Here is a 22,330-nt window from a genome sequence, read left to right as displayed (position 1 = left end):
GGGTCAGCCCTTCGCCGGCCGAGCGAACAGCGTCTCGGTCTGCTCGAGTTCCATGCCCTTGGTTTCGGGGATGCGTAGCAGGACGAACACGAACGACAGTCCCGCGAACAGCGCATACATTCCGTAGGTGATCGGCAGCGACCAGTTCGACATCACCGGGAAGGTCATGGTGATCGTGAAGTTCGCGAGCCACTGCGCACCGGCGGCCACGCCCAGCGCCTTCGCGCGGATGCGGCTGGGGAAGATCTCGCCGAGCAGCACCCACACCAGGGGGCCCCACGACGCGCCGAATCCGATCACGAAGAGGTTGGCTGCGACGATCGCGATCGGCGCCCACACACCGGGCAGTACGAGGGAATCGCCCGATCCTTCAGCAAACGCGAACGACAGCGCCATCGCACCCAGCGAAAGTGTCATGATCACCGAGCCGGTGAGCAGGATGGGCTTGCGTCCGACGCGGTCCACAAGGAAGATCGCCACCAGCGTCACGAGCACGTTCGTCACACTCGTGACCACGCTGATCAGCGGAGCATTCGTCAGGCCGACCGAGTTCCACAGGCTCGTGGAGTAGTAGAAGATCACATTGATGCCGACGAACTGCTGGAACACCGACAGGATGATGCCGATCCAGACGATCGGCTGAAGTCCGAGTGCCTTACCTCGCAGCGAGACTCCCGCGAGCTTACGGTCTGTCTCGATGGCGTTGACGAGCTCGTTCATCGTCTTGTCGAGATCGACGGCGGGGACGAGTCGGGTGATGATGGTGCGCGCTTCGTCGCTGCGCCCCTTGGCAATGAGATAGCGGGGCGACTCGGGGAGAGTGAAGGCCAGGACGCCGTAGACCACGGCGGGCACGACACCCACGAGGAACATCCAACGCCACGCTTCCAAGCCCCACCACAGCACGTTGTCCGCGCCCCCGGCCGCGGCCTCGAGCCAGAAGTCGCTGAGCAGCGCCGCGAAGATACCGAGGGTGATCGCGAGCTGCTGGAGCGAGGCGAGACCGCCGCGGATCTGGCGCGGTGCGACTTCGGCGATGTATGCCGGGGCGATCACGGATGCGATGCCGATGCCCAAACCGCCCACGACGCGCCACAGTGCGAGATCCCAGACGCTGAACGCGTATGCGGCGCCGATCGAGTTCACGAAGAACAGGATCGCGCCGAGGAACATCACCCGCAGGCGGCCCCACTTGTCGGCGAGGCTTCCCGCGATCATGGCGCCCGCCGCGCACCCCAGGAGGGCGACCGCGACGACAAGCCCGGTGACGAAGTCGTTGAGGGCGAAGTCACCCTGGATCGATTCGACGGCTCCGTTGATCACCGAAGAGTCGAAACCGAACAGGAAGCCGCCCACCGCGGCCGCGACGGCGAGCGCAATAGCTCGCTTTCCGTACGGGCTTCTCAGAGAGAACGCGTCCGCGGGCACCGCACTGCTGGAATTCATGATCGTCACGTTAGCGCTCTGTGAGTCTCTTTGGGCGGTGCGACGCGATCACAGCGCTGCGCGTATCATCCGTGCGCTGGAATACAGTGAAAGCATGCCCGTACAGCTTCTCGGTGCCGCGGAGATTCGCGCACTTGCCGCCGAACTCGACGTCACGCCGACGAAGAAGCTCGGGCAGAACTTCGTGGTGGATGCCAACACGGTGCGCAAGATCGTTCATGTCGCTCGTGTCGTCGAGGGCGAACGCGTCGTCGAGGTAGGCCCGGGGCTGGGCTCGCTCACACTCGCGATTCTGGAGACCGGTGCTCTCGTCACGGCCGTCGAGATCGATCATCGTCTTGCGGCCCGGCTGGCAGCTACGGCCGCAGGGCACGGCGTCGCCCCCGGTGCGCTCACTGTCGTCGACGCCGACGCTCTGCGGGTGACCGAGCTTCCCGGCGATCCCACCGTTCTGGTGGCAAACCTGCCGTACAACGTCTCCGTTCCCGTGTTGCTTCACTTCCTTGAAACATTCGACAACCTCCAGCGCGGTGTCGTGATGGTGCAATCCGAAGTGGGGGAGAGGTTGGCTGCTCCTCCCGGGTCCAAGACGTACGGAGCGCCAAGTGCGAAGGCGGCGTGGTACGGACCCTGGCGGCTGGCAGGGACAGTGTCGCGGCAGGTGTTCTGGCCCGTGCCCAATGTCGACAGCGTCCTCGTCGCGTTCGAGCGCGACGCTCAGCCGCGGGGGAGTGAAGAGGAACGTCGCGCGACCTTCCGCATCATCGATGCGGCGTTCCAGCAACGTCGCAAAATGCTGCGCCAGGCGCTGGCAGCCACTCTGGGTGGCACGGCGGGCGAAGCATCCGAGATTCTGGAATCTGCGGGCGTCGCACCGACCGCACGCGGCGAAGAGCTCTCGATCGACGACTTCGTGCGCATCGCCCGAGCGCTCGGATAGGTGGCCGCGGCGGTCCTGCTATGCGGGTGCGCGCTAGCCTGAACGGGTGACCGACGAATCGCGCTACCTCTCTCGCGGGGGCGACCTCAACCGTCCCTATTCCGCTGCGTCCGACCGTTACGACGGCTCAGAGTATCGCCGCGTGGGCGGGTCGGGGCTGACTCTCCCGCCCATTTCGCTCGGCCTGTGGTGGAACTTCGGCGACAACATTCCGTTCGACAATCAGCGCGCGCTGCTGCGCCACGCATTCGACCGGGGCATCACCCATTTCGACTTGGCGAACAATTACGGCCCGCCGTATGGATCAGCCGAGATCAACTTCGGCCGCATGATGCGTGAAGACTTCGCGCCCTATCGCGACGAGCTCATCCTGTCGTCGAAGGCCGGCTACGACATGTGGCACGGTCCGTACGGCAACGGCGGATCGCGAAAGTACGTGATTGCCAGCGCAGAGCGTTCGCTGCGGAACATGAGTGTCGACTATGTCGATATCTTCTACTCGCATCGCTTCGATCCCGATGTCCCGCTGGAAGAGACGATCGGCGCACTCGACACGCTCGTACGGCAGGGCAAGGCCCTGTATGTCGGTATCTCGTCGTACACAGCAGAGCAGTCCGCGAAAGCTGCGGAGATCGCGCGCACGATGGGCACACCGCTGGTGATCCACCAGCCGTCGTACTCGATAGCCAACCGTTGGATCGAAGACGGACTCACGGACACGCTGCGGACGGAAGAGATGGGGGCGATCGTGTTCACGCCCCTCGCTCAGGGCCTGCTGACCGACAAGTACCTGGGCGACGGTGATGCTCAGCGCGCGCAGCAGCGATGGTCGATGCCCGGCAAGCGCCTCACGCCGCGTGGGCGCGAGCGCGTGCAGGGCCTGAACGACGTGGCGGCACAGCGCGGTCAGAGCCTGGCGCAGATGGCATTGCAGTGGGTGCTCCGTGACAGCGTCGTGGCCTCGGCGCTGATCGGCGCCTCGCGCCCTGAGCAGATCGACGAGAACGTCTCGGCCCTCCAGGGAGCACCATTCACCGACGATGAGCTCTCTCGCATCGACGCGCTGTCGGACGGTATCGACGTCGGCCTCTGGGCGGACTCGGATCCGTCATGAGCCAGGCGATGCCCACCACGGGCGTGCACGTTCGTGCTCCCGGCAAGCTGAACCTCTTCTTCGAGGTCGGTCCGCTCGGGGACGACGGCTACCACGATGTCGCCTCGGCCTACCAGGCGGTCTCACTGTACGAAGACGTGTGGGCAGAGCCATCCGATGCGTTCACGATCGCCGTCTCGGGCAGTGTCGATGTCTCCACAGTTCCGTGCGATGACCGGAACCTCGCCGTTCGCGCGGCACGGATGGTCGCGCGCGAAGTGGGCTACCGCGGCGGGGTGCACCTCGACATCGTCAAGAACGTTCCCGTCGCGGGCGGAATGGGCGGAGGATCTGCGGATGCCGCCGCCGCCCTCGTGGCGGTAGATGCGCTCTTAGGCGCTGACCTGGGTACAGCCCGTCTGCTGGCGATGGGCGCGAAGCTCGGCGCCGACGTGCCCTTCGCGCTGATGGGGGGAACCGCCATAGGCACCGGACGCGGCGACGAGCTGCGCCCGGCTCTGGCGCAGGGCAGGTTCGAATGGGTCATCGTGACCACCGGAGACGGCTTGTCAACTCCCGAGGTATACGGCCATCTGGATGCACAGCGTGACGACGGTCTGGCGCCCGAGGGGCGGGAAGACATTCGCGATGTCGAACCCGGCGTCCTGCACGCTCTCCGCGCGGGGGATGCACGCGCGCTCGCCGAGCATATGCGCAACGACCTGCAAGTAGCAGCGCTCGCCTTGCGTCCCGAGCTGCGGACCACGATCGAGTTGGGCGAGCGATCCGGTGCGCTGGCTGGCATCGTGTCGGGCTCTGGGCCGACCATCGCCTTCCTCGCGGAGGATCGCGATGCGGCCCTGGATCTGCAGATCTCGTTGGCTGCGTCGGGGTACGCAGCACTGCACGTGCACGGGCCTGTGCACGGAGCGCGCGTGCTCGCTTAGCACACTTCGGCCGTCCGGCTCCAGGGTCGCAGGCGTCCGATACGCTCGAATTCGACCCAGTGGGGGTGGACCACATGATCGAGTTCGAACACGTAGATAAGAAATTCCCGGACGGCACCGCCGCGGTATCGGACTTCAGCCTGGTCATGCCCGCGCATAAGACCACGGTGCTCGTTGGGTCGTCGGGGTGCGGCAAGACCACGTTGTTGCGAATGATCAACCGCATGGTGGATGCGACGTCGGGTGTGATCCGCATCGACGGCGACGACATCGCCACACGCGAGCCCGTCGCACTGCGCCGCAGCATCGGCTATGTCATGCAGAATTCGGGGCTTCTTCCGCACTTCACCGTGCTCGACAACGTGGCGACCGTCCCCGTGTTGCGAGGGACGTCGCGGCGCGAGGCACGCAACCGGGCGCTCGAGCTGATGGAGACGGTGGGGTTGGATGCCGCGATGGCGGGCAAGTACCCGCACCAGCTTTCCGGTGGGCAACAGCAACGCGTCGGCGTGGCTCGGGGACTGGCCGCAGACCCCAACATCCTGTTGATGGACGAACCGTTCGGTGCCGTCGACCCGATCGTGCGCGCCGAACTGCAGGAAGAATTGCTGCGTCTGCAGCGCGAGATCGGAAAGACGATCGTCTTCGTCACACACGACATCGACGAAGCGTTCCTTCTCGGCGACCAGGTGGTCATCCTGCAACGCGGGGCGCAGATCGCACAGTCGGGTACGCCCGACGAGATCATCGAGGCGCCGGCGAACGATTTCGTGGCCAAGTTCATCGGAGCACAGGACGGCAAACGTGCGCTGGCGCTGCGATCCACACCGCATGGCGACGCGGTCGTCGATGCCGAGGGGCGTGTGCGCGGGATGCTGGTGAAGGACGGCACGTGACGTGCAGTGGATCTTCGACAACCTCGGGCTGATCCTCACACTCTCCGCTGATCACCTGCGGCAGAGCGTGATCGCAGTGCTCGTGGGCCTGGTGCTCTCGGTGCCGTTGGGCTGGGTGGCGTGGCGCTACCGGCTCTTGCGCGGATGGGTGATCACCATTACGGGGCTGCTCTACACCATCCCTTCCCTCGCGCTGTTGATTCTGCTTCCCACGCTGGTGGGGTATCGGGTGACGAGCGAACTCAACCTGATCGTCGCGCTCACGATCTACGTGGTGGCGATCCTCGTCCGTTCGGTGGCTGACGGACTCGATTCCGTTGACGAGTCTGTGCGACAGTCGGCCACAGCGATGGGGTTCGGTTCAACGCGTCGATTCTGGCGTGTTGATCTTCCCTTGGCGGGACCGGTCATTCTCGCCGGGCTCCGCGTAGCCACCGTGAGCACGATCTCGCTTGCGACGGTAGGCATCTTGGTGGGCGTGACCAACCTGGGTTACCTGTTCACGAATGGTCTGCAGCGCCGCATCATCGCGGAGGTCCTGGCCGGGATTATTGCGGTCGTGGTTATTGCGTTGATCCTCGACGCGCTGTTGGTTCTTCTCTCGCGGATTGTGCTCCCCTGGACGCGCAAGACCACGCCCGGCGTTGCGACGGCAAAGGGTTCGCCTGACGCGAGAGGTGCTCGGGGGGACGCGGCCGGGGTGTCGGGACCTGACCAGGTCGCGACCGCCGCAAGCCCCGCGGGGGTGCAGCGATGAACCTGATCGCGGAGGCCTTCGCCTGGCTGTTCTCACCCGAGCGACTGCAAGGTCCGTACTCGCTGCAGATCCTGCTCGCGCAGCAACTGTTTTACACGGTCGTCTCCGTGGTCATCGCTGCGGTCGTCGCGATCCCGCTCGGCTGGTGGATCGGTCACACCGGCCGCGGGCGCGAGGCGGCCGTGGCCCTCTCCGGGGCGGCACGCGCGATTCCCGCGTTCGGTCTGCTCATACTTCTCGTGCTCGTGTTCGGGGTTCTCCACAAGCCCGAGGCGGCGTTCGTCACTTTCGTCGTCCTTGCGATCCCGTCCCTGTTGGCCGGTGCCTACTCGGGGTTCGAAGCGATCGACCGCCGCGTCGTCGACGCGGCGCGGGCCATGGGCATGACCGAGTGGCAGATCCTCTTCAAAGTCGAAGTGCCCCTGGGGCTGCCGCTCCTGATTGGCGGGCTGAGATCGGCCACCCTTCAGGTCGTGTCGACGGTGACGATCGCGGCCTACGTGAATCTGGGCGGACTCGGCTGGCCCATCATCCAGGGCATTCCGCTCCAGCGATTCGATCAGGTGCTCGGAGGTGCGCTGTTGGTTGCCGCGCTTGCTCTCGTTCTCGACGCTCTTCTCGCCCTTGCCCAGCATGCCGCGGTGCCGCGCGGAGTGCGCGTCACCCCGGCCGACATCGTTTCCACCACGCGTTAGTTACGTCCCTCAAGAAAGGAAGCAGTCACCATGTCCACAGCACGACACTCACGACTTCGCCTCGTCCGGACCGCCGCGATCCTCGCTGGTGCGAGCCTTGCGTTAGCAGGATGCGCGTCCAGCAACCCGCTGGAGAGCGAGCCTGACGACGGCGATTCCTCGACGACGACCGACACGATCGTCGTTGGCTCACAGGCCTACTACTCGAACGAGATCATCGCCGAGATCTACGCGCAAGCGCTGGAGAACGCCGGCTTCGACGTCGAGCGCCAGTTCCAGATCGGTCAGCGCGACGCCTACATGCCCTCGATCGAGAGCGGCGACATCACGCTGTTCCCCGAGTACACCGGAAACCTGCTGCAGTACTTCGACCCCGAGACTGACGCCCGATCTGCGGAAGATGTCAACGCGGCTCTTGCGGATGCGCTGCCCGATGGCATTACGGTGCTCGATGTGTCCAGCGCGAGCGATCAGGACTCGTACACCGTGACGGCAGAGTTCGCCGAGGCGAACTCCTTGACCACGATCGCCGATCTCGCGAACGTCAGCGAGGAGTTGGTTCTCGGCGGACCGCCCGAGCTGGAGGCGCGGGAGTACGGCCCCGAAGGGCTGCTCAGCGTCTACGGGATCGAGGTTGGATTCCAGGCCACGGGTGACACCACGTTCGAAGACCTGGTCGCTGGCACGGTCAATCTCGCGAACATCTACACGGCCGACCCGCGCATCGAGACCTCAGGCCTCGTGGTGCTTGAAGACCCCGAAGGGCTGTTCCTCGCCTCGAATGTGGTGCCGGTCGTGAATGCCGACATCGCCGATGAGATCGCTGATGTCATCAACCCCGTGAGCGCGGCGCTGACACCGGAAGGTCTGGTTGCGCTCAACGTCCAGAGCACCGAGGAGCAGATGTCGTCCGCCGACATCGCCGCGGCATGGTTGGAGGAACAGGGCCTCTGACCCGTGCACAGGCGAGGGCGTGCGCGAGTGCGCACGCCCTCGCCTAGCCTGGAGGGAACATGGCACATCTTCTCGGCGCGGAAGCGCTTCACCTCGAGTTCCCCACCAAGGTCGTCTTCGACGGCGTTTCCCTCGGCATTGACGAGGGAGATCGCATCGGAATCGTCGGCCGCAACGGCGACGGCAAGTCCAGCCTCATGGCTATGCTCGCCGGTCGACTCGCGCCCGATTCCGGGCGGGTGACAGTCCGCGGGGGAGTGCGGGTCGGCGTGCTCGACCAACAGGACACCCTCGACGACACCCGCACCGTCGCAGCGAGCGTCGTCGGAGACCGTGACGAGCACGAATGGGCGGGCGACGCACGTACGCGCGACGTGATCTCAGGACTCCTCGCCGACATTCCCTGGGAGGGTCCGGTCACGGGACTCTCCGGTGGCCAGCGACGACGTGTCGCCCTGGCGGCCCTCCTCGTTGAGGATCACGATGTCGTGTTCCTCGACGAGCCCACGAACCACCTCGACGTCGAGGCGATCGCGTGGCTGGCCGACCATCTCAAGCGGCGGTGGTCGCCTTCCAGCGGTGGCCTGCTCGTCGTGACTCACGACCGGTGGTTCCTCGACGAAGTGTGCACCAAGACGTGGGAGGTCCACGACCGTATCGTCGAGCCCTTCGACGGGGGCTATGCGGCGTACATCCTGCAACGGGTGGAGCGCGATCGCCAAGCCGCCGTCGTCGAGCAGCGTCGTCAGAACCTCGCACGCAAAGAACTCGCGTGGCTGCGTCGTGGCGCCCCCGCACGCACGTCGAAACCCAAGTTCCGAATCGACGCCGCGAACGAACTCATCGCAGATGTCCCCGAGATCCGCGACGCAGTCTCGTTGCAGTCACTCGCTGTTTCACGACTGGGCAAGGACGTCGTCGACCTCCTCGATACCGGGGTGAGCTACGGCGAGCGTCAGGTGCTCTCGCCCTTCGAGTGGCGTGTTGCACCGGGAGAGCGCACCGGGATTCTCGGTGTCAACGGAGCAGGAAAGTCGACCCTTCTCGGGCTGATCTCGGGCGAGGTGGCGCCGACCACGGGGCGCATCAAGCGCGGGAAGACGGTAAAGATCGCCACCCTGACACAGCGCCTCGACGAGCTCGAGGAGCACCTGAACGACCCCGTACGCGTCGTAATCGCGGGTCTTCGCACCACGTACACGTTCGGCGCGGGGAGCAAGGCGGCCGAGCTGACCCCGGGGCAGCTACTCGAACGGATGGGATTTTCGGCGGCGCAACTGTCGACGCCCGTGAAGGATCTGTCCGGCGGGCAGAAGCGACGGCTGCAACTGCTGCTGATCCTGCTCGAGCAGCCCAACGTCCTGATTCTCGATGAGCCCACGAACGACCTCGACACCGACATGCTCGCCGCGATGGAAGACCTGCTCGACACGTGGCCCGGCACACTCTTGGTGGTCTCGCACGACAGATACTTCCTCGAGCGGGTCACCGACCAACAGTTCGCCATCCTGTCAGGACACGTCCGTCATCTCCCCGGTGGCGTCGACGAGTATCTGCGCCTCCGAGAGCGTGAACGGTCAGCCGATGCTGCGCCGCCGCGCGACGATGCGTCACCTGGTCCGCGGTCGACGTCCACTCTTGCCGGCGCCGATTTGCGCGCGGCGCAGAAAGAGCTCGCATCCTTGGAGCGACGACTGGAGAAGCTCGAACAGCAGATCGCCGCGGCGCGCATCGCGCTGGCAGATCATGATCAGTCCGACTACGTCGGACTCGGTGCCGAGATGGCGCGCATCGGCGAGCTCGAATCTGAGCGTGACGGCGTGGAAGAACGCTGGTTCGTGGTGGGGGAGCAGGTGGGCTGAGCCGCTGAGCCGTGATGCTCAGGCGTCGAAGCCGACGCTCAGCTTGCGCAGCAGCGCCGCAAGTCGTTCACTCTCGGCCCGAGAGAGGGCATCGAGGATGAGTGCCTCAGCATCGACGAGCCGGGTGATGGCGGCATCCACCCGCGTGCGACCCTCGTCGGTCATCGTCACCAGGACGCTGCGGCCGTCACCCGGGTCGGCTTCGCGCCGCACCAAACGGCGTCCCACGAGACGGTCGATGCGGTTGGTCATGGTGCCGCTGGAGACGAGCGTCTGCTGCAGCAACTGTTTCGGGCTGAGCTGAAACGGCTCGCCCGCGCGGCGAAGCGCGGACAGGACGTCCCACTCCCAGGGCTCGAGTTCGCTCCGGCGGAACGCGTCGCGACGTGCGCGATCGAGGTGCCGTGACAGCCGGTCGACGCGAGACAACACCCCCAGGGGCGAGAAGTCGAGGTCGGGGCGCTGGGAACCCCACGCCTCGACGATCCGGTCGACTTCGTCTGCTTCTGGCCGCATGCGTCCATTATCGGCGTTGGCATGGCGGCCGCGTCACGGGGACCCCGGTGGGATCTGGCAGACTAAGAGGCGGTCACCGTTCGGTGGCGGTCCGCCGTAGTGTAATGGCAGCACGACAGCCTTTGGAGCTGTGAAGTCTAGGTTCGAGTCCTGGCGGCGGAGCATGACTGGTACGCCGCTTGCCGTGATTGTCCTCGCTGCCGGACAGGGCACGCGCATGAAGTCGACGTTGCCGAAGATGCTGCATCAGATCGGCGGACGACCGCTGATCGGCCATGTGCTCGCCACCGCAGGCGAACTTTCGCCCGAGAGCATCACCGTGGTCGTGCGTCACGAGCGCGATCTCGTGGCGGCGTCGGTTGTCGCAGCGGTGCCCGACGCCCGCGTGGTGGATCAGGATGACATCCCCGGCACCGGTCGCGCCGTCCAGGTCGCCCTCGACGCCCTCGGCGCATTCGAGGGCGACGTACTGGTGCTCAGTGGAGACGTCCCCCTGCTCGAGACTGATGCACTGCACGATCTCCTCGCCACGCATCGACAGACGGCGGCCGGAGCGACGCTCCTCAGCGCGCTGCTCGACGACGCGACCGGATATGGCCGGGTGGTTCGGGGCGAGGATGGATCCGTTTCCCGCATTGTCGAACAGAAGGATGCCACACCAGACGAGGCTGCTGTTCGCGAAATCAACGCGGGCGTCTACGTCTTCCACGCGCCCGCTCTGCGCGCGCACTTGGCACAAGTGGGCACGAACAACGCACAGGGTGAGATGTACCTCACCGATGTCGTCGGGCTGATGCGTGAGGCATCGCTGACGGTGAGTGCGACGCTCGCGCCCGATGCATCGACGGCGCTCGGCGTCAACGATCGCGTCCAGTTGGCTGAGGCCGCACGCATCCTCAACGCGCGCATTGTGCGTCACTGGCAGCTCGAGGGAGCCACGATTCTCGATCCGGCGACGACGTGGATCGATGCGGACGCGAGCCTCGCCGCAGACGTGACGGTGTTGCCGGGTAGCCACATTCTGCGTGCTACCACCGTGGCATCCGGCGCAATCATCGGCCCCGACACGAGCCTGGTCGACTGTGAAGTCGGCGAAGGCGCCACCGTTCGACGCACGGACGCCACGCTCGCCGTCATCGGGGCGGGCGCCACGGTCGGGCCGTTCGCCTACCTGCGACCGGGAACCGAATTGGGTGCCGCGGGCAAGATCGGGACGTTCGTCGAAACCAAGAACTCGGTGATCGGCGAGCGCAGTAAGGTGCCGCACTTGTCGTACATCGGAGACACGACCATCGGCACCGGCGTGAATCTCGGAGCCGGTGCGATCACCGCGAACTACGACGACGTGACCAAGCACCGCACTGTGATCGGGGACGAGGTGCACTCGGGATCCCACAACGTGTTCGTTGCTCCCGTTAGGATTGGTGACGGCGCGAAGACCGGCGCGGGGGCGGTCATCCGTAAAGATGTCCCCCCTGGTGCGTTGGCCATCAGCGTGGCTCCTCAGCGAAACGTCGAGGGGTGGGTCGAGCAGAACAGACCGGGAACCGGGGCGGCAGCAGCCGTAGCCAAGGCTCGGTCCGCACAGAAAGCGGACGATGGCGCGCAAGAAGAAGAAGACCGTTGACCTCGATCGCGACAACGACATCGCTCCTGGCCTCGAGGCCAAGACGAAGAAGCGGCTCGTTGTCGCACGCGGAAGCTCGCACCCTGAGCTCGCTTCTGAGGTAGCGAACGCGCTCGGCACCGAACTCGTCCCCACGGAATACCGCACCTTCGCGTCGGGCGAGATTCTGACGCGCTTCGAGGTTTCGATCCGCGGGTGCGACCTGTTTCTGATCCAGAGCTTCGGGCCCCCCGTCAACGAGTGGCTCATGGAGACACTGATCATGCTCGATGCCGCCAAGCGCGCGTCGGCGAAGCGAATCACGGTCGTGGCGCCCTACTACCCGTATTCCCGGCAGGACAAGAAGGGCCGTGGTCGTGAGCCGATCAGCGCCCGCCTGGTTGCTGATCTGCTGAAGACCGCCGGTGCAGACCGGGTCATGAGCGTCGATCTGCACGCTGCGCAGATCCAGGGATTCTTCGACGGCCCCGTGGACCACCTTTTTGCCAAGCCCGTGCTGTTGGAGTACTTCCAGCGCACGCTCAGCGCGGACGACCGGGCGGCTCTCACCGTGGTGTCGCCCGACACCGGTCGCGTCCGAGTGGCCGACACCTGGTCGGACAGCCTCGGAGCACCGCTGGCGATCATCCACAAGCGGCGCGACCCGAACGTGGCCAACCAGATCACCGTCAACGAGATCGTCGGTGACGTCGACGGTCGTGTATGTCTGCTCGTCGACGACATGATCGACACGGGCGGAACGATTGTGAAGGCGGCCGAAGCGCTCAAGAAGAACGGCGCCAAGCGGGTCATCGTCGCCGCCACCCACGCGATCTTCAGCCACCCGGCTGCCGAGCGTTTGCAGAGCGAGGCGATCGACGAGGTCGTCGTGACCGACAGCGTGCCGATTCCCGACGAGAAGCGCTTCCCGGCGCTGACGATCCTGCCGATCGCACCCCTTCTCGCACGCGCCATCGAAGAGGTCTTCCAAGATGGCTCGGTCACCAGCATGTTCGACGGGGCCGCGTGACCGCGCGGACTGCCGCGGCGTTCGCTGCCATTGCGGGAGTTGCCGTGCTCGCGGGGTGCGGGGCCACCGACAGTTCAACCGAGTCGGTGGGGACGGACACAGGGTCGAGCACGTCGGATTCGACGAGCTCGGGGAGCGGTTCGTACGTTGACGGCACGTACACGGCGGAGGGCTCGTACGCGACACCCGAATCCGTCGAGACGATCGAGGTGACGGTGACGCTCGTCGACGACGTGGTCACCGACGTCGCTGTCACGGGGGACCCGCAGAAGCGCGAGTCCGAGCAGTACCAGGCGGAGTTCATCGGCGGGATCGCCGACGTCGTGGTCGGGCAAGACATCGACGAACTCTCGGTGAGTCGGGTCGCCGGTTCATCCCTGACCAGCGCGGGCTTCAACCAGGCGATCGAGGCCATCAAGTCCGACGCGGCGCAGTGAGCGCAGAGGTCTGGTAACTCGAGCTGAGAACACATGGGTCTTCGACGCGATCGGAACCCGCTGGACGATCGACAGTGATGTTCGGGTCTCTGACAGTAACCGCGCGCACATCCTGGCGCTCATCGACGACTTCGACCTGACGTGGTCTCGCTTCCGCGACGACTCGGTCGTCTCGGCTCTCTCGCGCGCCGCCGGGCAGTTGCGTGCCGGGGAGGACGTCGACGCGATGTTCACGGCTTACACAGCGCTGTCGGCCGCGACGAACGGGGCGGTGAATCCGCTCGTCGGTGAGAGTATCGCTCGCCGCGGGTACGACGCGGTGCTGTCCTTTGTCGACAGGGGAGCAATACCGGCACCGCATGATTGGGGCAATCTGCTGTCGTGGTGCGACGGAGTGCTTCGAGCGACTCAGCCCGTGAGCGTCGACGTGGGCGCCCTCGGCAAGGGTCGCCTGGTTGATCTCGTCAGTGCTGCGCTTGCGCGGCATCCGGGCGCGGTCACTGTCGACGCCAGTGGCGACGTGCGCGTTCGTGGGTGCGCCGAGCGCATCGCTCTCGAGCATCCGTATGACGCCGGGCGCGCGATCGGAGTGTGGACGGTAGCGGATGCCGCGCTGTGCGCGTCCGCGGTGAACCGCCGCGCGTGGGGTCACGGCTTGCATCACGTTCTTGATGCACGCACGGGTGAGCCGGTGGATAAAGTGGCAGCTACATGGGCGATGGGCCGCGACGCGATGCACGCGGACGGGGCCGCGACGGCGCTGTTCTTCGACGGCGGGCCGGCACTCGCCCACGAGTGGGGGATTTCGTGGGTGAGGATGCTGACGGACGGGCGTCTTCAGTGGTCGCCCGGGTGTGATGCCGAACTCTTCATTCGGGCCTGACGCATTCATCCAGCGCTAGCGTGGGAGGGTGACCCACACGCATGCCTCGACCCTCGGATCTTCTCGACCGCTTGCGTCGATGAGCGTGCGGAGAAACATCTGATGCTGAGCACACTGACAGCACTCTGGTCGCGCGTGTTCGGACTGCTCGGCCGAGTGTCGATGTACCGCCTGGTCTACACACTTCTCGCCTCTCTTGCAGTGATCGCCTTCCTGCTCTCGTTCGCGGGTTTGGTCGTACCTGAACCGCTCGAACTGGTTGTGACTTTGGCGGTGCTGTGCGCCGTGTGCGCGGGGGTGGATGCCGCGTCTCAGCGTCTTCTCGGCTTGCCGTGGCGCATCGAGTCGTCGCTCATCACCGCCCACATTCTGCTGTTCATCCTGCGCCCGACTCTCGATGTTGTCGCGCTGGTGGGTATCGCGATCGCTGCGGTGGCGGCATCCGCTTCGAAGTATCTCTTGGCCTGGCGCGGTCGCCACATCTTCAACCCGGCGGCGGTCGGGGCGACCGTGCTGACGTTGCTCTCCATCTTGTGGCCAGCTCTGGGTGCCACCTCGTGGTGGGTGGGCACGCCAGCCCTCGCCGTCCCTGTCATCGCGTTCGGACTTGCCGTGTTGTGGCGCACGGAGAAGATACGAGTGGTATCGCTGTTCCTCGCCATCGCGGTGGTCGTGGCGACTGTGAGAACGGTGCTGCAGTATCAGGCGGCCGGACTCGACGTCGAGCTCGGCACGATCATTCCCGCGATGCTCTGGTCGTCGCCGTTCCTGTTCCTGGGAGCGTTCATGCTCTCCGAGCCGCTGACGCTGCCGCCTCGACGCTGGCAGCAACTCGTGGTTGCCGCGGTCGTCGGCGTTCTCGCGGGCTGGCCAATCGACGTCGGGGCGATCTCGCTCGGACAAGAGCGCGCCCTCCTGGTGGGCAACGCCGTCGCATTTGCGCTGGCCGTGCGCACGGCCGTGACACTGACCTTGGATTCGCGCGCGCGCCTCACGCCCACCGTGACCCAGGTGACTTTTCGTGCGCGGCACGAGTTCCGGTTCACCGCGGGGCAGTACCTTGAACTCGAAGTTCCGCACCGGCATCCCGATGCTCGCGGTACGCGACGGGAGTTTTCGATCGTCTCTTCGCCCGAGGAGTTGCCGGCCGTGCGCGTCGCATTCAAAGAGGGATCGCAGAGTTCGTACAAGCGTGCCCTCGCCCAGGTCGAACCGGGGACGGCTCTGCCGGTGACCGGGGTGTGGGGCGACTTTGTGCTGCCGGGCCACCGGGATGCCCCCATTTTGCTTGTCGCGGCAGGCATCGGCGTGACGCCTTTCGTATCGCAACTGAACCACCTTCGGCGCAGTGGAGACGAGCGGGACATCGTGCTCGTCTATGTGGCATCGGAAGCGGCAGAACTGGCGTTTCGAGACGAGATCGAGGCTGCGGGCGTTCGTGTCGTCGTTTTCACGCGCGACGAACCCGCCGGCCTCACGCCGCAATGGACGTGGGCCGACGGGGTGCGGCTGGACGCCGAGGGGCTGCTGCGGGTTGTTCCCGACATCGCGCGCCGTCACGCATACGCGTCGGGGCCGCCGGGATTGATCGCCGACCTCGCGCCCGCACTCGAGCGCGCAGCGTCGATCACGACCGACGCGTTCAGCGGCTACTGAGTGCTGTCCTCGGCGCGGGGACCGTCGCCCTCGGTGCGCGGCGGTTGTGCGGGCAGCGTGACTTCGAAGGTCGTGTCGCCGGGGCGGCTGTCCACGTGGATGCGCCCGTGATGCGCATCCACGATGGCTCGCACGATCGACAGCCCGAGGCCCGTCCCACCGGTTTGGCGAGCGCGTGATCGGTCTGCGCGGGCAAATCGCTCGAACAGCTCATCGCGAAGCGACGGATCAACGCCGGGCCCGTCATCGTGCACGCGCAGGGTTGCGCCCTTCTCGTCGCTCTCGACGCTGAGCGTCACGGTGGTGCCAGCGGGCGTGTGGGTGCGCGCGTTCGCGAGCAGGTTCGCCACAACCTGATGGAGCCGCGCTGCGTCGCCGGTGATGGAGACGGGTTCGTCGGGCACGTCGACATGCCACGTGTGGTCCGGCCCCGCTGGGCGTGCATCACCGACGGCTTCGAGGGCGAGTCGCGTGAGATCGACAGAGCCGTTTACGAGCTCTTGGCCTTCGTCGAGACGCGCGAGAAGCAGAAGATCTTCGACGAGCGCCGTCATCCGCAGAGACTGTGCCTGAATGCGATCGAGTGATTGCATGGTCGTTTCCGTTGCCCACGAAGGGTCGGCCGGCTGCGGATGCGTGAGCGCGCGCAACGACAGTTCGGAGTACCCGCGAATCGACGCGAGCGGCGTCCGCAACTCGTGACTGGCATCGGCGACGAATCGTCGCATCCGCTCTTCGTTCTGCTGGCGCGCGGTCAGCGAGTCATCCACATGGTCGAGGAGGACGTTGAGGGATGCACCGACGCGCCCGATCTCGGTGCGGGGGTCGGACTGCTCGCTGGGCACACGTTCGGTGATGCGAACTTCGCCCTGATCGAGGGGGAGCGTAGCCACACGCTCTGCGGTGTCGGCCACTGAGCGCAAGGGAGCAAGGCCCGCGCGAATCGTCCAGGCCGTGGCGGCAGCGAGCAGGATCAACCCGCCGGCCGTGAGCAGCCCGATCGTGATGAGCATCTGTCCCATCGTCGCGGTCACGTCCGACCGTGAAAGGCCGACCAACACCACAGATTGGCCGACCGGTACGCCCTTGACTCGGTACGTGTCGAGACCTTCGATGTCGATGACGAGCGGTCCGTCGCCGCGGAGACCTTCCACCAGCTCGTCGATCTGCTCATCGTTCAGCGAGACGACCACGCCATCGGCGTCCATCACTGCCGCAGAGGCCCCGCCGACGGGTGTCTCGACCGCCAGCAGGAGTCCGGGCTGCGAGGGCATCTGGGTCAGGATCTCGGCTGCCGACTGGCCGGTGAACAGCATGGGCTGAATTCGGCTGGCGGTCTGTTGCGTCGTCGCATCGAGCTGGCTGTTCAGCCGCCCCTCGAGCACTTGCCCGAGAATCGCGCTCATCGTGATTGCGACGAACACCAGGATCATCGAAACGATCGAGACAATTGTGACGATCAAGCGCCGCTGTAGCGTCCACGGCGGCCGCCCTCGCGTCTCGGGCGGGTTGGCAACAGCCTCCGCCGACGCGCGTGCCATCACTGCGGCGCCTTGATCATGTATCCGACGCCGCGCACGGTGTGGATGAGGGGCTCGTTGCCGTGATCGATCTTCTTTCGCAGGTATGAGATGTACAGCTCTACGACGCTGGACTTGCCGCCGAAGTCGTAATCCCACACGCGATCCAGAATCTGTGCCTTCGAGACCACCCGTCGCTGATTGCGCATGAGAAACCGCAGCAGTTCAAACTCGGTGGCTGTCAGCTCGATCTCGGTCTGGCCGCGCGTGACTTCGTGGCTGTCCTCGTCCAGCGTGAGGTCTGCAACCCGAAGAATGTGATCGGTGCCGCTCATTTGCGCGGTGCCGGCCCGCCGCATGAGGCCCCGCAGTCGCGCGACGACCTCTTCGAGACTGAAGGGCTTCGTGACGTAGTCATCACCACCGGCTGTCAGGCCCGCGACACGGTCGGACACCGAGTCCTTGGCTGTGAGAAAGAGCACGGGCACATCGTCGCCGGATTGGCGCAGCCGGTGCAGGACAGACATGCCATCGAGGTCGGGCATCATGATGTCGAGCACCATCGCGTCGGGCGCGAACTCTCGAGCAGCCTGGAGCGCTTCGAAGCCCGAGCTCGCCGTTTTCACGACCCATCCCTCCATGCGCAACGCCATGGATAGTAGATCCGTCAGCATCGCCTCGTCGTCGACGACGAGAACGCGCAGGGGTGAGCCATCGGCACGGGTGAGGGACGCAGCGGGGGTGGTCATAAGGCCATTCTGTGCAAGTTTCTATGAACTTTCTATGGTGCTGTCTATGTGGCACCTGTGAATCGGCTTTCCCTCGTGAGGAGAAGCATTCATAGGGTCCTCATAACCGGTTCTTCGCGTTCCCATCATCGGAGTTCGTACCGTCTGCCTGACGGCGATTCACGCCCATCAGGAGGAAGTATGTACGGCACCTATCTCCGGCGAGAACTCGCCGGACGCAAGAAACAGACAGCGATCGTGGCTGCGGGACTCGCGGTCGCCATCGCGCTGGTCATCATCGTCAATTCCCTGTCAGCGGGGGTGAAGGATGCCCAAGCCCAGGCACTCGAGTCGGTGTACGGGGTCGGTACCGACCTGACGGTGACAGGTGCAACTGCCGAGCCTGGCGAGGGCGGCGGACCGCGGTTTGAGTTCGACGACGAGGCTGGCGAGACAACCGATGGCACGACGTCGATCAGTCAGTCCCGGCTTTCTGCGGACTTTCTCCGCGGAACGCTGAGCTCGAGCGTCGTCGACAGTGTGGCCGCCACAGATGGAGTCGCGGCGACATCTGCTGCCCTGTCACTGACGAACACCACCTTCTCCGGCGAGATGCCCGACCGGTCGCAGATGCAACAGGGGGAACCGGGCGAGGGGCAGGCCCCACCCACCGGCGGCCCAGACGGCGCGGGGGGCAGTGCCTTCGATCTCGATTCGTTCACCGTCTTGGGTGTGGACACGACCACGACGGCCGTGGGCCCGTTGTCGGCTGTCGAGGTCACTGATGGTCGACTCTTGGATGCAAGCGATGCTGGCCAGCTCGTCGCTGTCGTCGACGCGACGTACGCGTCGACCGCGGAGCTCTCCGTCGGCGACTCGATCGACGTCGGGGGATCCACTGTCGAGGTCGTCGGCATCGTCGGTTCCACCTCGAACGAAGCCGACACCGCGGCCAACGTTTACCTTCCTCTCGATAGCGCACAGAACCTTGCAGGGCTCGAGGACGCCGTGTCGACTATCTACGTCCAGGCAGAGTCCGCTGACCAGATCGCCACGGTCCAGCAGGCGATCCAGGACGAGGTGCCGGATGCCACGGTCAGCTCGCAGTCGGATCTCGCCTCGACCGTGTCCGGATCGCTGTCTTCGGCATCCGCCCTCATCACCAACCTGGGCACGTGGCTGTCGATCATCGTCCTCGCCGTAGCGCTGGTGCTGGCGGTGCTGTTCACTATCTCGGGTGTGTCACGCCGTACTCGCGAATTCGGCACGCTCAAGGCCATCGGCTGGTCGAATTCGCGCGTGGTCGGACAGGTCGCCGGCGAGTCCGCAGCACAGGGCCTGATCGGTGGCGCGCTCGGTCTGCTTCTGGGCGTTGTGGGCATCGTCCTCATCAACGCACTGGCTCCCACGATCTCGGTCGCCCAGACGGCGAGTGAGATGCCCGCAGGGCCGGGCGGACAGTCAGGTCCCGGGGGAGGGGCTTTCGGTCAGGCTCTCGCCGAGAGCAGCTCCGACATCGTGCTCAGCGCGCCGTTCACTCCGGCCGTGATTGTGCTGGCCATAGGAATCGCCGTCGCAGGCGGTGCGCTCGCCGGCGTATTCGGCGGGTGGCGAGCGGCACGACTCAGTCCGGCCGAAGCACTGCGTTCGGTGGGCTGAGCGATGAACTCCGACACGCCCACCGCGACACCTCTCGCTACACCTGAAACAGGAGAAGACGACATGACCCTGCTCGCTGCAGATGAGTATCCGAAAGCGGATGCCGCGCCCGCGGCGCTTTACCGACTGAGCGGGGTCTCCCGCACCTACCAGCAGAAGGCGAGGGTGGTGAAGGCGCTCGCCGGAGTCGATCTTGAGATCGAGCAAGGCGATTTCGTCACCATCCAGGGGCCGACGGGTGGAGGTAAGTCCACCTTCCTTCAGCTATTGGGTGCGCTCGACCGCCCGACGAGCGGCTCGGTCATGCTGGGTGACACCGACCTCGCACGCGCCTCCAACGCACAGCTCACCCGCGTTCGGGCGGACGAGATCGGGTTCGTGTTTCAGGGTTTCAACCTGATCCCTACCCTGACAGCCGCGGAGAACGTGGACATGGCGCTCGAGCCGTTGTCGCTGCACCGTGATGAGCGGCGGCAGCGGGTCACGGAGGCGCTGGATCGCGTGGGTCTCGCTGAGCGGGCTGACCACCGACCGAGCGAACTATCCGGCGGTCAACAGCAGCGCGTGGCGATTGCGCGAGCGATCGTGAAGCGCCCGCGCGTTCTGCTCGCGGATGAACCCACGGGCAACCTGGACGAAAGCATGCGGGACGAGATCCTGGTGGTGCTCGAAGCACTGTGTGCGGAGGGACTGACGCTGATCGTCGTGACGCATGATTCGGCGGTTGCAAAACGTGCGAAGCGCCGCCTCCGGTTGGATCGCGGAAAGGTGACCGATATCACCCGCTGACCCTGAACCTGCGGCGTCGTGCGGCACCCTGTGCTCAGCGATGAGAACCCGCCCAAGTGACGGGGGCTCATCTTCTACTGCGAACCTCACATGAGGTCAGTGCGTGTCTTCTGCTTCGATCTCGGTGCGGTCGCCGGACCACAGTGTGTGGAACGTGCCTTCCTTGTCGATGCGCTTGTAGGTGTGAGCGCCAAAGAAATCACGCTGACCCTGCACGAGAGCCGCGGGGAGCCGTTCGGCGCGCAAGCCGTCGTAGTAGGCAAGCGACGATGCGAACGCGGGGGCAGGGATGCCCGAGCCAGCAGCGAGCTGCACGATACGACGCCACGACGCCTGAGCGCGGCCGAGAGCCTCGACGAAGTACGGCGCGGTGAGCAGGACGGGAAGGTCCGGGGTCTCGGCGTACGCATCGGCGATGCGGTTCAGGAACTGCGCACGGATGATGCAGCCGCCGCGCCAGATCTTCGACACCGCACCCAGATCGATCTGCCAGTCGTACTGTGCAGCACCGGCGCGGATCTCGTCGAAGCCCTGGCTGTATGCGACGATCTTCGATGCGTAGAGAGCCAGGCGAACGTCTTCGATGAACGCATCTGCATCGTCAACCGAAAGCTCGTCGGCCGGGCCCGGCAGTCCGCCGGATACGGCACGCTGTTCAGGGTGGCTCGATAGCGAGCGGGCGAAGACAGCCTCGGCGATGCCTGACACCGGAACCCCGAGGTCGAGTGCTGTCTGCACCGTCCACGCGCCCGTGCCCTTTGCGCCCGCCTGGTCGAGGATGACATCGACGAGCGGCTTGCCGGTCTCGGCATCCGTCTGACGCAGGACCTCTGCGGTGATCTCGATCAAGTAGCTGTCGAGCTCGCCGCTGTTCCACTCTGCGAAGACATCCGCGATTTCCGCGGGCGACTTTCCCGTCGCGCGGCGGATGAGGTCGTACGCCTCGGCGATGAGCTGCATGTCTGCGTACTCGATGCCGTTGTGCACCATTTTGACGAAGTGACCGGCGCCGTTGTGGCCCACGTGCGTGACACAGGGCTCGCCCTCGGCGACAGCGGCGATCGACTTGAGAATGGGGCCGAGGGTCACCCACGACTCATCCGAGCCGCCGGGCATGATCGACGGGCCCAGCAGTGCGCCTTCTTCACCGCCGGAGATACCGGCGCCAACGAAGTTGATACCCGTCTCGCGTACGGCCTTCTCGCGGCGGATGGTGTCGGTGAACAGCGCGTTCCCGCCATCGACGATGATGTCGCCGGGTTCGAATACCTCGACGAGGGAGTTGATCACGGCGTCGGTTGGTCCACCCGCCTTGACCATGATGATGGCGGTGCGCGGCTTCTGCAGGCTCGCGGCGAACTCGTCGTACGAGAACGCGGGAACGAATTCCGCTTCGGGGTGGTCGGCGACCAGCTCGTCGGTCTTCGACCGGGAGCGGTTGTACACCGCCACCGTGTTGCCCTCACGTGATGCGAGGTTGCGGGCGAGGTTCGACCCCATCACCGCGAGCCCCACCACGCCGATATTTGCTGCCTGCTCGGTCACTCAAACTCCTGTCGTCGGTCTGTTCCAGCCTAGAGTCTGGTGCGCTTGTGTTACACCGGATGGCGTGCTGCTCACGTGCCCGGGTATGACGATGTGAGGCGCAGAGGGCGCTCTAGTCGTTGCGATAGGCCTGGCGTCCAAGCGACCAGAAGGCCAACACCGTGCCGACCGCGCCGAGCGCGGCGACTCCGCCGATGATCCAGGTGAGTGCGTGCGTCCAGAAGCCGTAGTCCATGTGAATCCTCCGTGGCGGTAGCGGGCCGTCTCAATCGTAGCGGGGCGCCTGATAGACTCGGGTCTTGTACTTCGGCGAGGGATGCCGCTTGTCGGCCTTTCGAGGCGACGAGAGCATCCGTTATCGACGCGGTGAA

At 65.5% G+C, this 22,330-nt stretch carries 21 protein-coding genes and 1 tRNA gene; 16 read left to right on the top strand and 6 right to left on the bottom strand.

Annotated features, from left to right (window positions below):
• Positions 1-3: 3 nt before the first annotated feature.
• The gene (locus ON062_RS04035) at positions 4-1,446 is read right to left on the bottom strand and encodes a sugar porter family MFS transporter (RefSeq protein ID WP_274645832.1); all 1,443 of its coding nucleotides are present in this window, start codon (positions 1,444-1,446) and stop codon (positions 4-6) included.
• A gap of 94 nt (positions 1,447-1,540) precedes the next feature.
• On the opposite strand from ON062_RS04035, the gene rsmA reads away from it, so the two are divergent.
• From rsmA to ON062_RS03995, 8 genes are all read left to right on the top strand, one after another.
• Positions 1,541-2,386, top strand: a complete 846-nt coding sequence (gene rsmA / locus ON062_RS04030) for a 16S rRNA (adenine(1518)-N(6)/adenine(1519)-N(6))-dimethyltransferase RsmA (RefSeq protein WP_274645831.1) — start codon at positions 1,541-1,543, stop codon at positions 2,384-2,386.
• A gap of 46 nt (positions 2,387-2,432) precedes the next feature.
• Positions 2,433-3,500 (top strand): aldo/keto reductase, encoded by a 1,068-nt coding sequence (locus tag ON062_RS04025; protein ID WP_274645830.1) that lies wholly within the window; start codon positions 2,433-2,435, stop codon positions 3,498-3,500.
• The gene (locus tag ON062_RS04020; protein WP_274645829.1) at positions 3,497-4,426 is read left to right on the top strand and encodes a 4-(cytidine 5'-diphospho)-2-C-methyl-D-erythritol kinase; all 930 of its coding nucleotides are present in this window, start codon (positions 3,497-3,499) and stop codon (positions 4,424-4,426) included. Before ON062_RS04025 ends, ON062_RS04020 begins: the two co-directional genes overlap by 4 nt.
• 74 nt (positions 4,427-4,500) lie before the next feature.
• A complete protein-coding gene (locus tag ON062_RS04015; protein WP_274645828.1) occupies positions 4,501-5,322 on the top strand; it encodes an ABC transporter ATP-binding protein in 822 nt (273 codons plus the stop codon).
• A 1-nt stretch (position 5,323) separates the two neighbouring features.
• Entirely contained in the window at positions 5,324-6,079 is a 756-nt protein-coding gene (locus ON062_RS04010; protein ID WP_274645827.1) for an ABC transporter permease, read from the top strand.
• Positions 6,076-6,774 carry an ABC transporter permease gene (locus tag ON062_RS04005; RefSeq protein WP_274645826.1) on the top strand — a complete coding sequence of 233 codons (699 nt, stop codon included), beginning with the start codon at positions 6,076-6,078 and terminating at the stop codon, positions 6,772-6,774. The genes ON062_RS04010 and ON062_RS04005 overlap by 4 nt, the downstream gene beginning before the upstream one ends.
• A 30-nt stretch (positions 6,775-6,804) precedes the next feature.
• Complete coding sequence (locus ON062_RS04000; protein ID WP_274645825.1) at positions 6,805-7,728, top strand: ABC transporter substrate-binding protein; 924 nt, start codon at positions 6,805-6,807, stop codon at positions 7,726-7,728.
• Between the two features lie 59 nt (positions 7,729-7,787).
• Positions 7,788-9,590 (top strand): ABC-F family ATP-binding cassette domain-containing protein, encoded by a 1,803-nt coding sequence (locus ON062_RS03995; RefSeq protein WP_274645824.1) that lies wholly within the window; start codon positions 7,788-7,790, stop codon positions 9,588-9,590.
• Between the two features lie 18 nt (positions 9,591-9,608).
• Here ON062_RS03995 and ON062_RS03990 read toward each other — a convergent pair whose 3' ends face one another.
• Entirely contained in the window at positions 9,609-10,106 is a 498-nt protein-coding gene (locus ON062_RS03990) for a MarR family winged helix-turn-helix transcriptional regulator (protein ID WP_274645823.1), read from the bottom strand.
• Positions 10,107-10,196: 90 nt separating this feature from the next.
• Here ON062_RS03990 and ON062_RS03985 point away from each other — a divergent pair.
• From ON062_RS03985 to ON062_RS03960, 6 genes are all read left to right on the top strand, one after another.
• A tRNA-Gln gene (locus ON062_RS03985) sits at positions 10,197-10,268 on the top strand.
• 1 nt (position 10,269) lies between these two features.
• Positions 10,270-11,733: a bifunctional UDP-N-acetylglucosamine diphosphorylase/glucosamine-1-phosphate N-acetyltransferase GlmU gene (glmU, locus tag ON062_RS03980; protein ID WP_274645822.1), complete on the top strand. Its 1,464-nt coding sequence runs from the start codon at positions 10,270-10,272 to the stop codon at positions 11,731-11,733.
• Complete coding sequence (locus ON062_RS03975) at positions 11,705-12,742, top strand: ribose-phosphate diphosphokinase (protein ID WP_274645821.1); 1,038 nt, start codon at positions 11,705-11,707, stop codon at positions 12,740-12,742. Before glmU ends, ON062_RS03975 begins: the two co-directional genes overlap by 29 nt.
• On the top strand, positions 12,739-13,179 hold the full coding sequence (locus ON062_RS03970) for an FMN-binding protein (protein WP_274645820.1): 441 nt from the start codon (positions 12,739-12,741) through the stop codon (positions 13,177-13,179). The genes ON062_RS03975 and ON062_RS03970 overlap by 4 nt, the downstream gene beginning before the upstream one ends.
• A 10-nt stretch (positions 13,180-13,189) precedes the next feature.
• Complete coding sequence (locus tag ON062_RS03965; RefSeq protein ID WP_274645887.1) at positions 13,190-14,062, top strand: FAD:protein FMN transferase; 873 nt, start codon at positions 13,190-13,192, stop codon at positions 14,060-14,062.
• A gap of 102 nt (positions 14,063-14,164) precedes the next feature.
• The gene (locus ON062_RS03960; RefSeq protein ID WP_274645819.1) at positions 14,165-15,718 is read left to right on the top strand and encodes an FAD-dependent oxidoreductase; all 1,554 of its coding nucleotides are present in this window, start codon (positions 14,165-14,167) and stop codon (positions 15,716-15,718) included.
• Here the strand turns inward: ON062_RS03960 and ON062_RS03955 are convergent.
• Complete coding sequence (locus tag ON062_RS03955) at positions 15,712-17,259, bottom strand: cell wall metabolism sensor histidine kinase WalK (RefSeq protein ID WP_274645818.1); 1,548 nt, start codon at positions 17,257-17,259, stop codon at positions 15,712-15,714. The genes ON062_RS03960 and ON062_RS03955 overlap by 7 nt on opposite strands.
• Positions 17,259-17,987 (bottom strand): response regulator transcription factor, encoded by a 729-nt coding sequence (locus ON062_RS03950; RefSeq protein ID WP_274645817.1) that lies wholly within the window; start codon positions 17,985-17,987, stop codon positions 17,259-17,261. Before ON062_RS03950 ends, ON062_RS03955 begins: the two co-directional genes overlap by 1 nt.
• A gap of 180 nt (positions 17,988-18,167) precedes the next feature.
• Between ON062_RS03950 and ON062_RS03945 the strand changes: the two genes are divergently transcribed.
• Together ON062_RS03945 and ON062_RS03940 are read left to right on the top strand one after the other, a co-directional pair.
• On the top strand, positions 18,168-19,625 hold the full coding sequence (locus ON062_RS03945) for an ABC transporter permease (protein ID WP_274645816.1): 1,458 nt from the start codon (positions 18,168-18,170) through the stop codon (positions 19,623-19,625).
• Between the two features lie 63 nt (positions 19,626-19,688).
• A complete protein-coding gene (locus ON062_RS03940; protein ID WP_274645815.1) occupies positions 19,689-20,414 on the top strand; it encodes an ABC transporter ATP-binding protein in 726 nt (241 codons plus the stop codon).
• Between the two features lie 96 nt (positions 20,415-20,510).
• Here ON062_RS03940 and gndA read toward each other — a convergent pair whose 3' ends face one another.
• Positions 20,511-21,959 (bottom strand): NADP-dependent phosphogluconate dehydrogenase, encoded by a 1,449-nt coding sequence (gene gndA / locus ON062_RS03935; protein WP_274645814.1) that lies wholly within the window; start codon positions 21,957-21,959, stop codon positions 20,511-20,513.
• Between the two features lie 112 nt (positions 21,960-22,071).
• On the bottom strand, positions 22,072-22,194 hold the full coding sequence (locus tag ON062_RS03930) for a hypothetical protein (RefSeq protein ID WP_274645813.1): 123 nt from the start codon (positions 22,192-22,194) through the stop codon (positions 22,072-22,074).
• Positions 22,195-22,330: the final 136 nt, after the last annotated feature.

The sequence above is a fragment of the Microbacterium sp. C7(2022) genome, assembly GCF_028823665.1.
In the GTDB taxonomy this organism is placed as follows: Bacteria; Actinomycetota; Actinomycetes; order Actinomycetales; family Microbacteriaceae; genus Microbacterium.
Note: the sequence above shows the minus strand (reverse complement) of the source record. Positions and strands in the feature narration are given on the sequence as shown.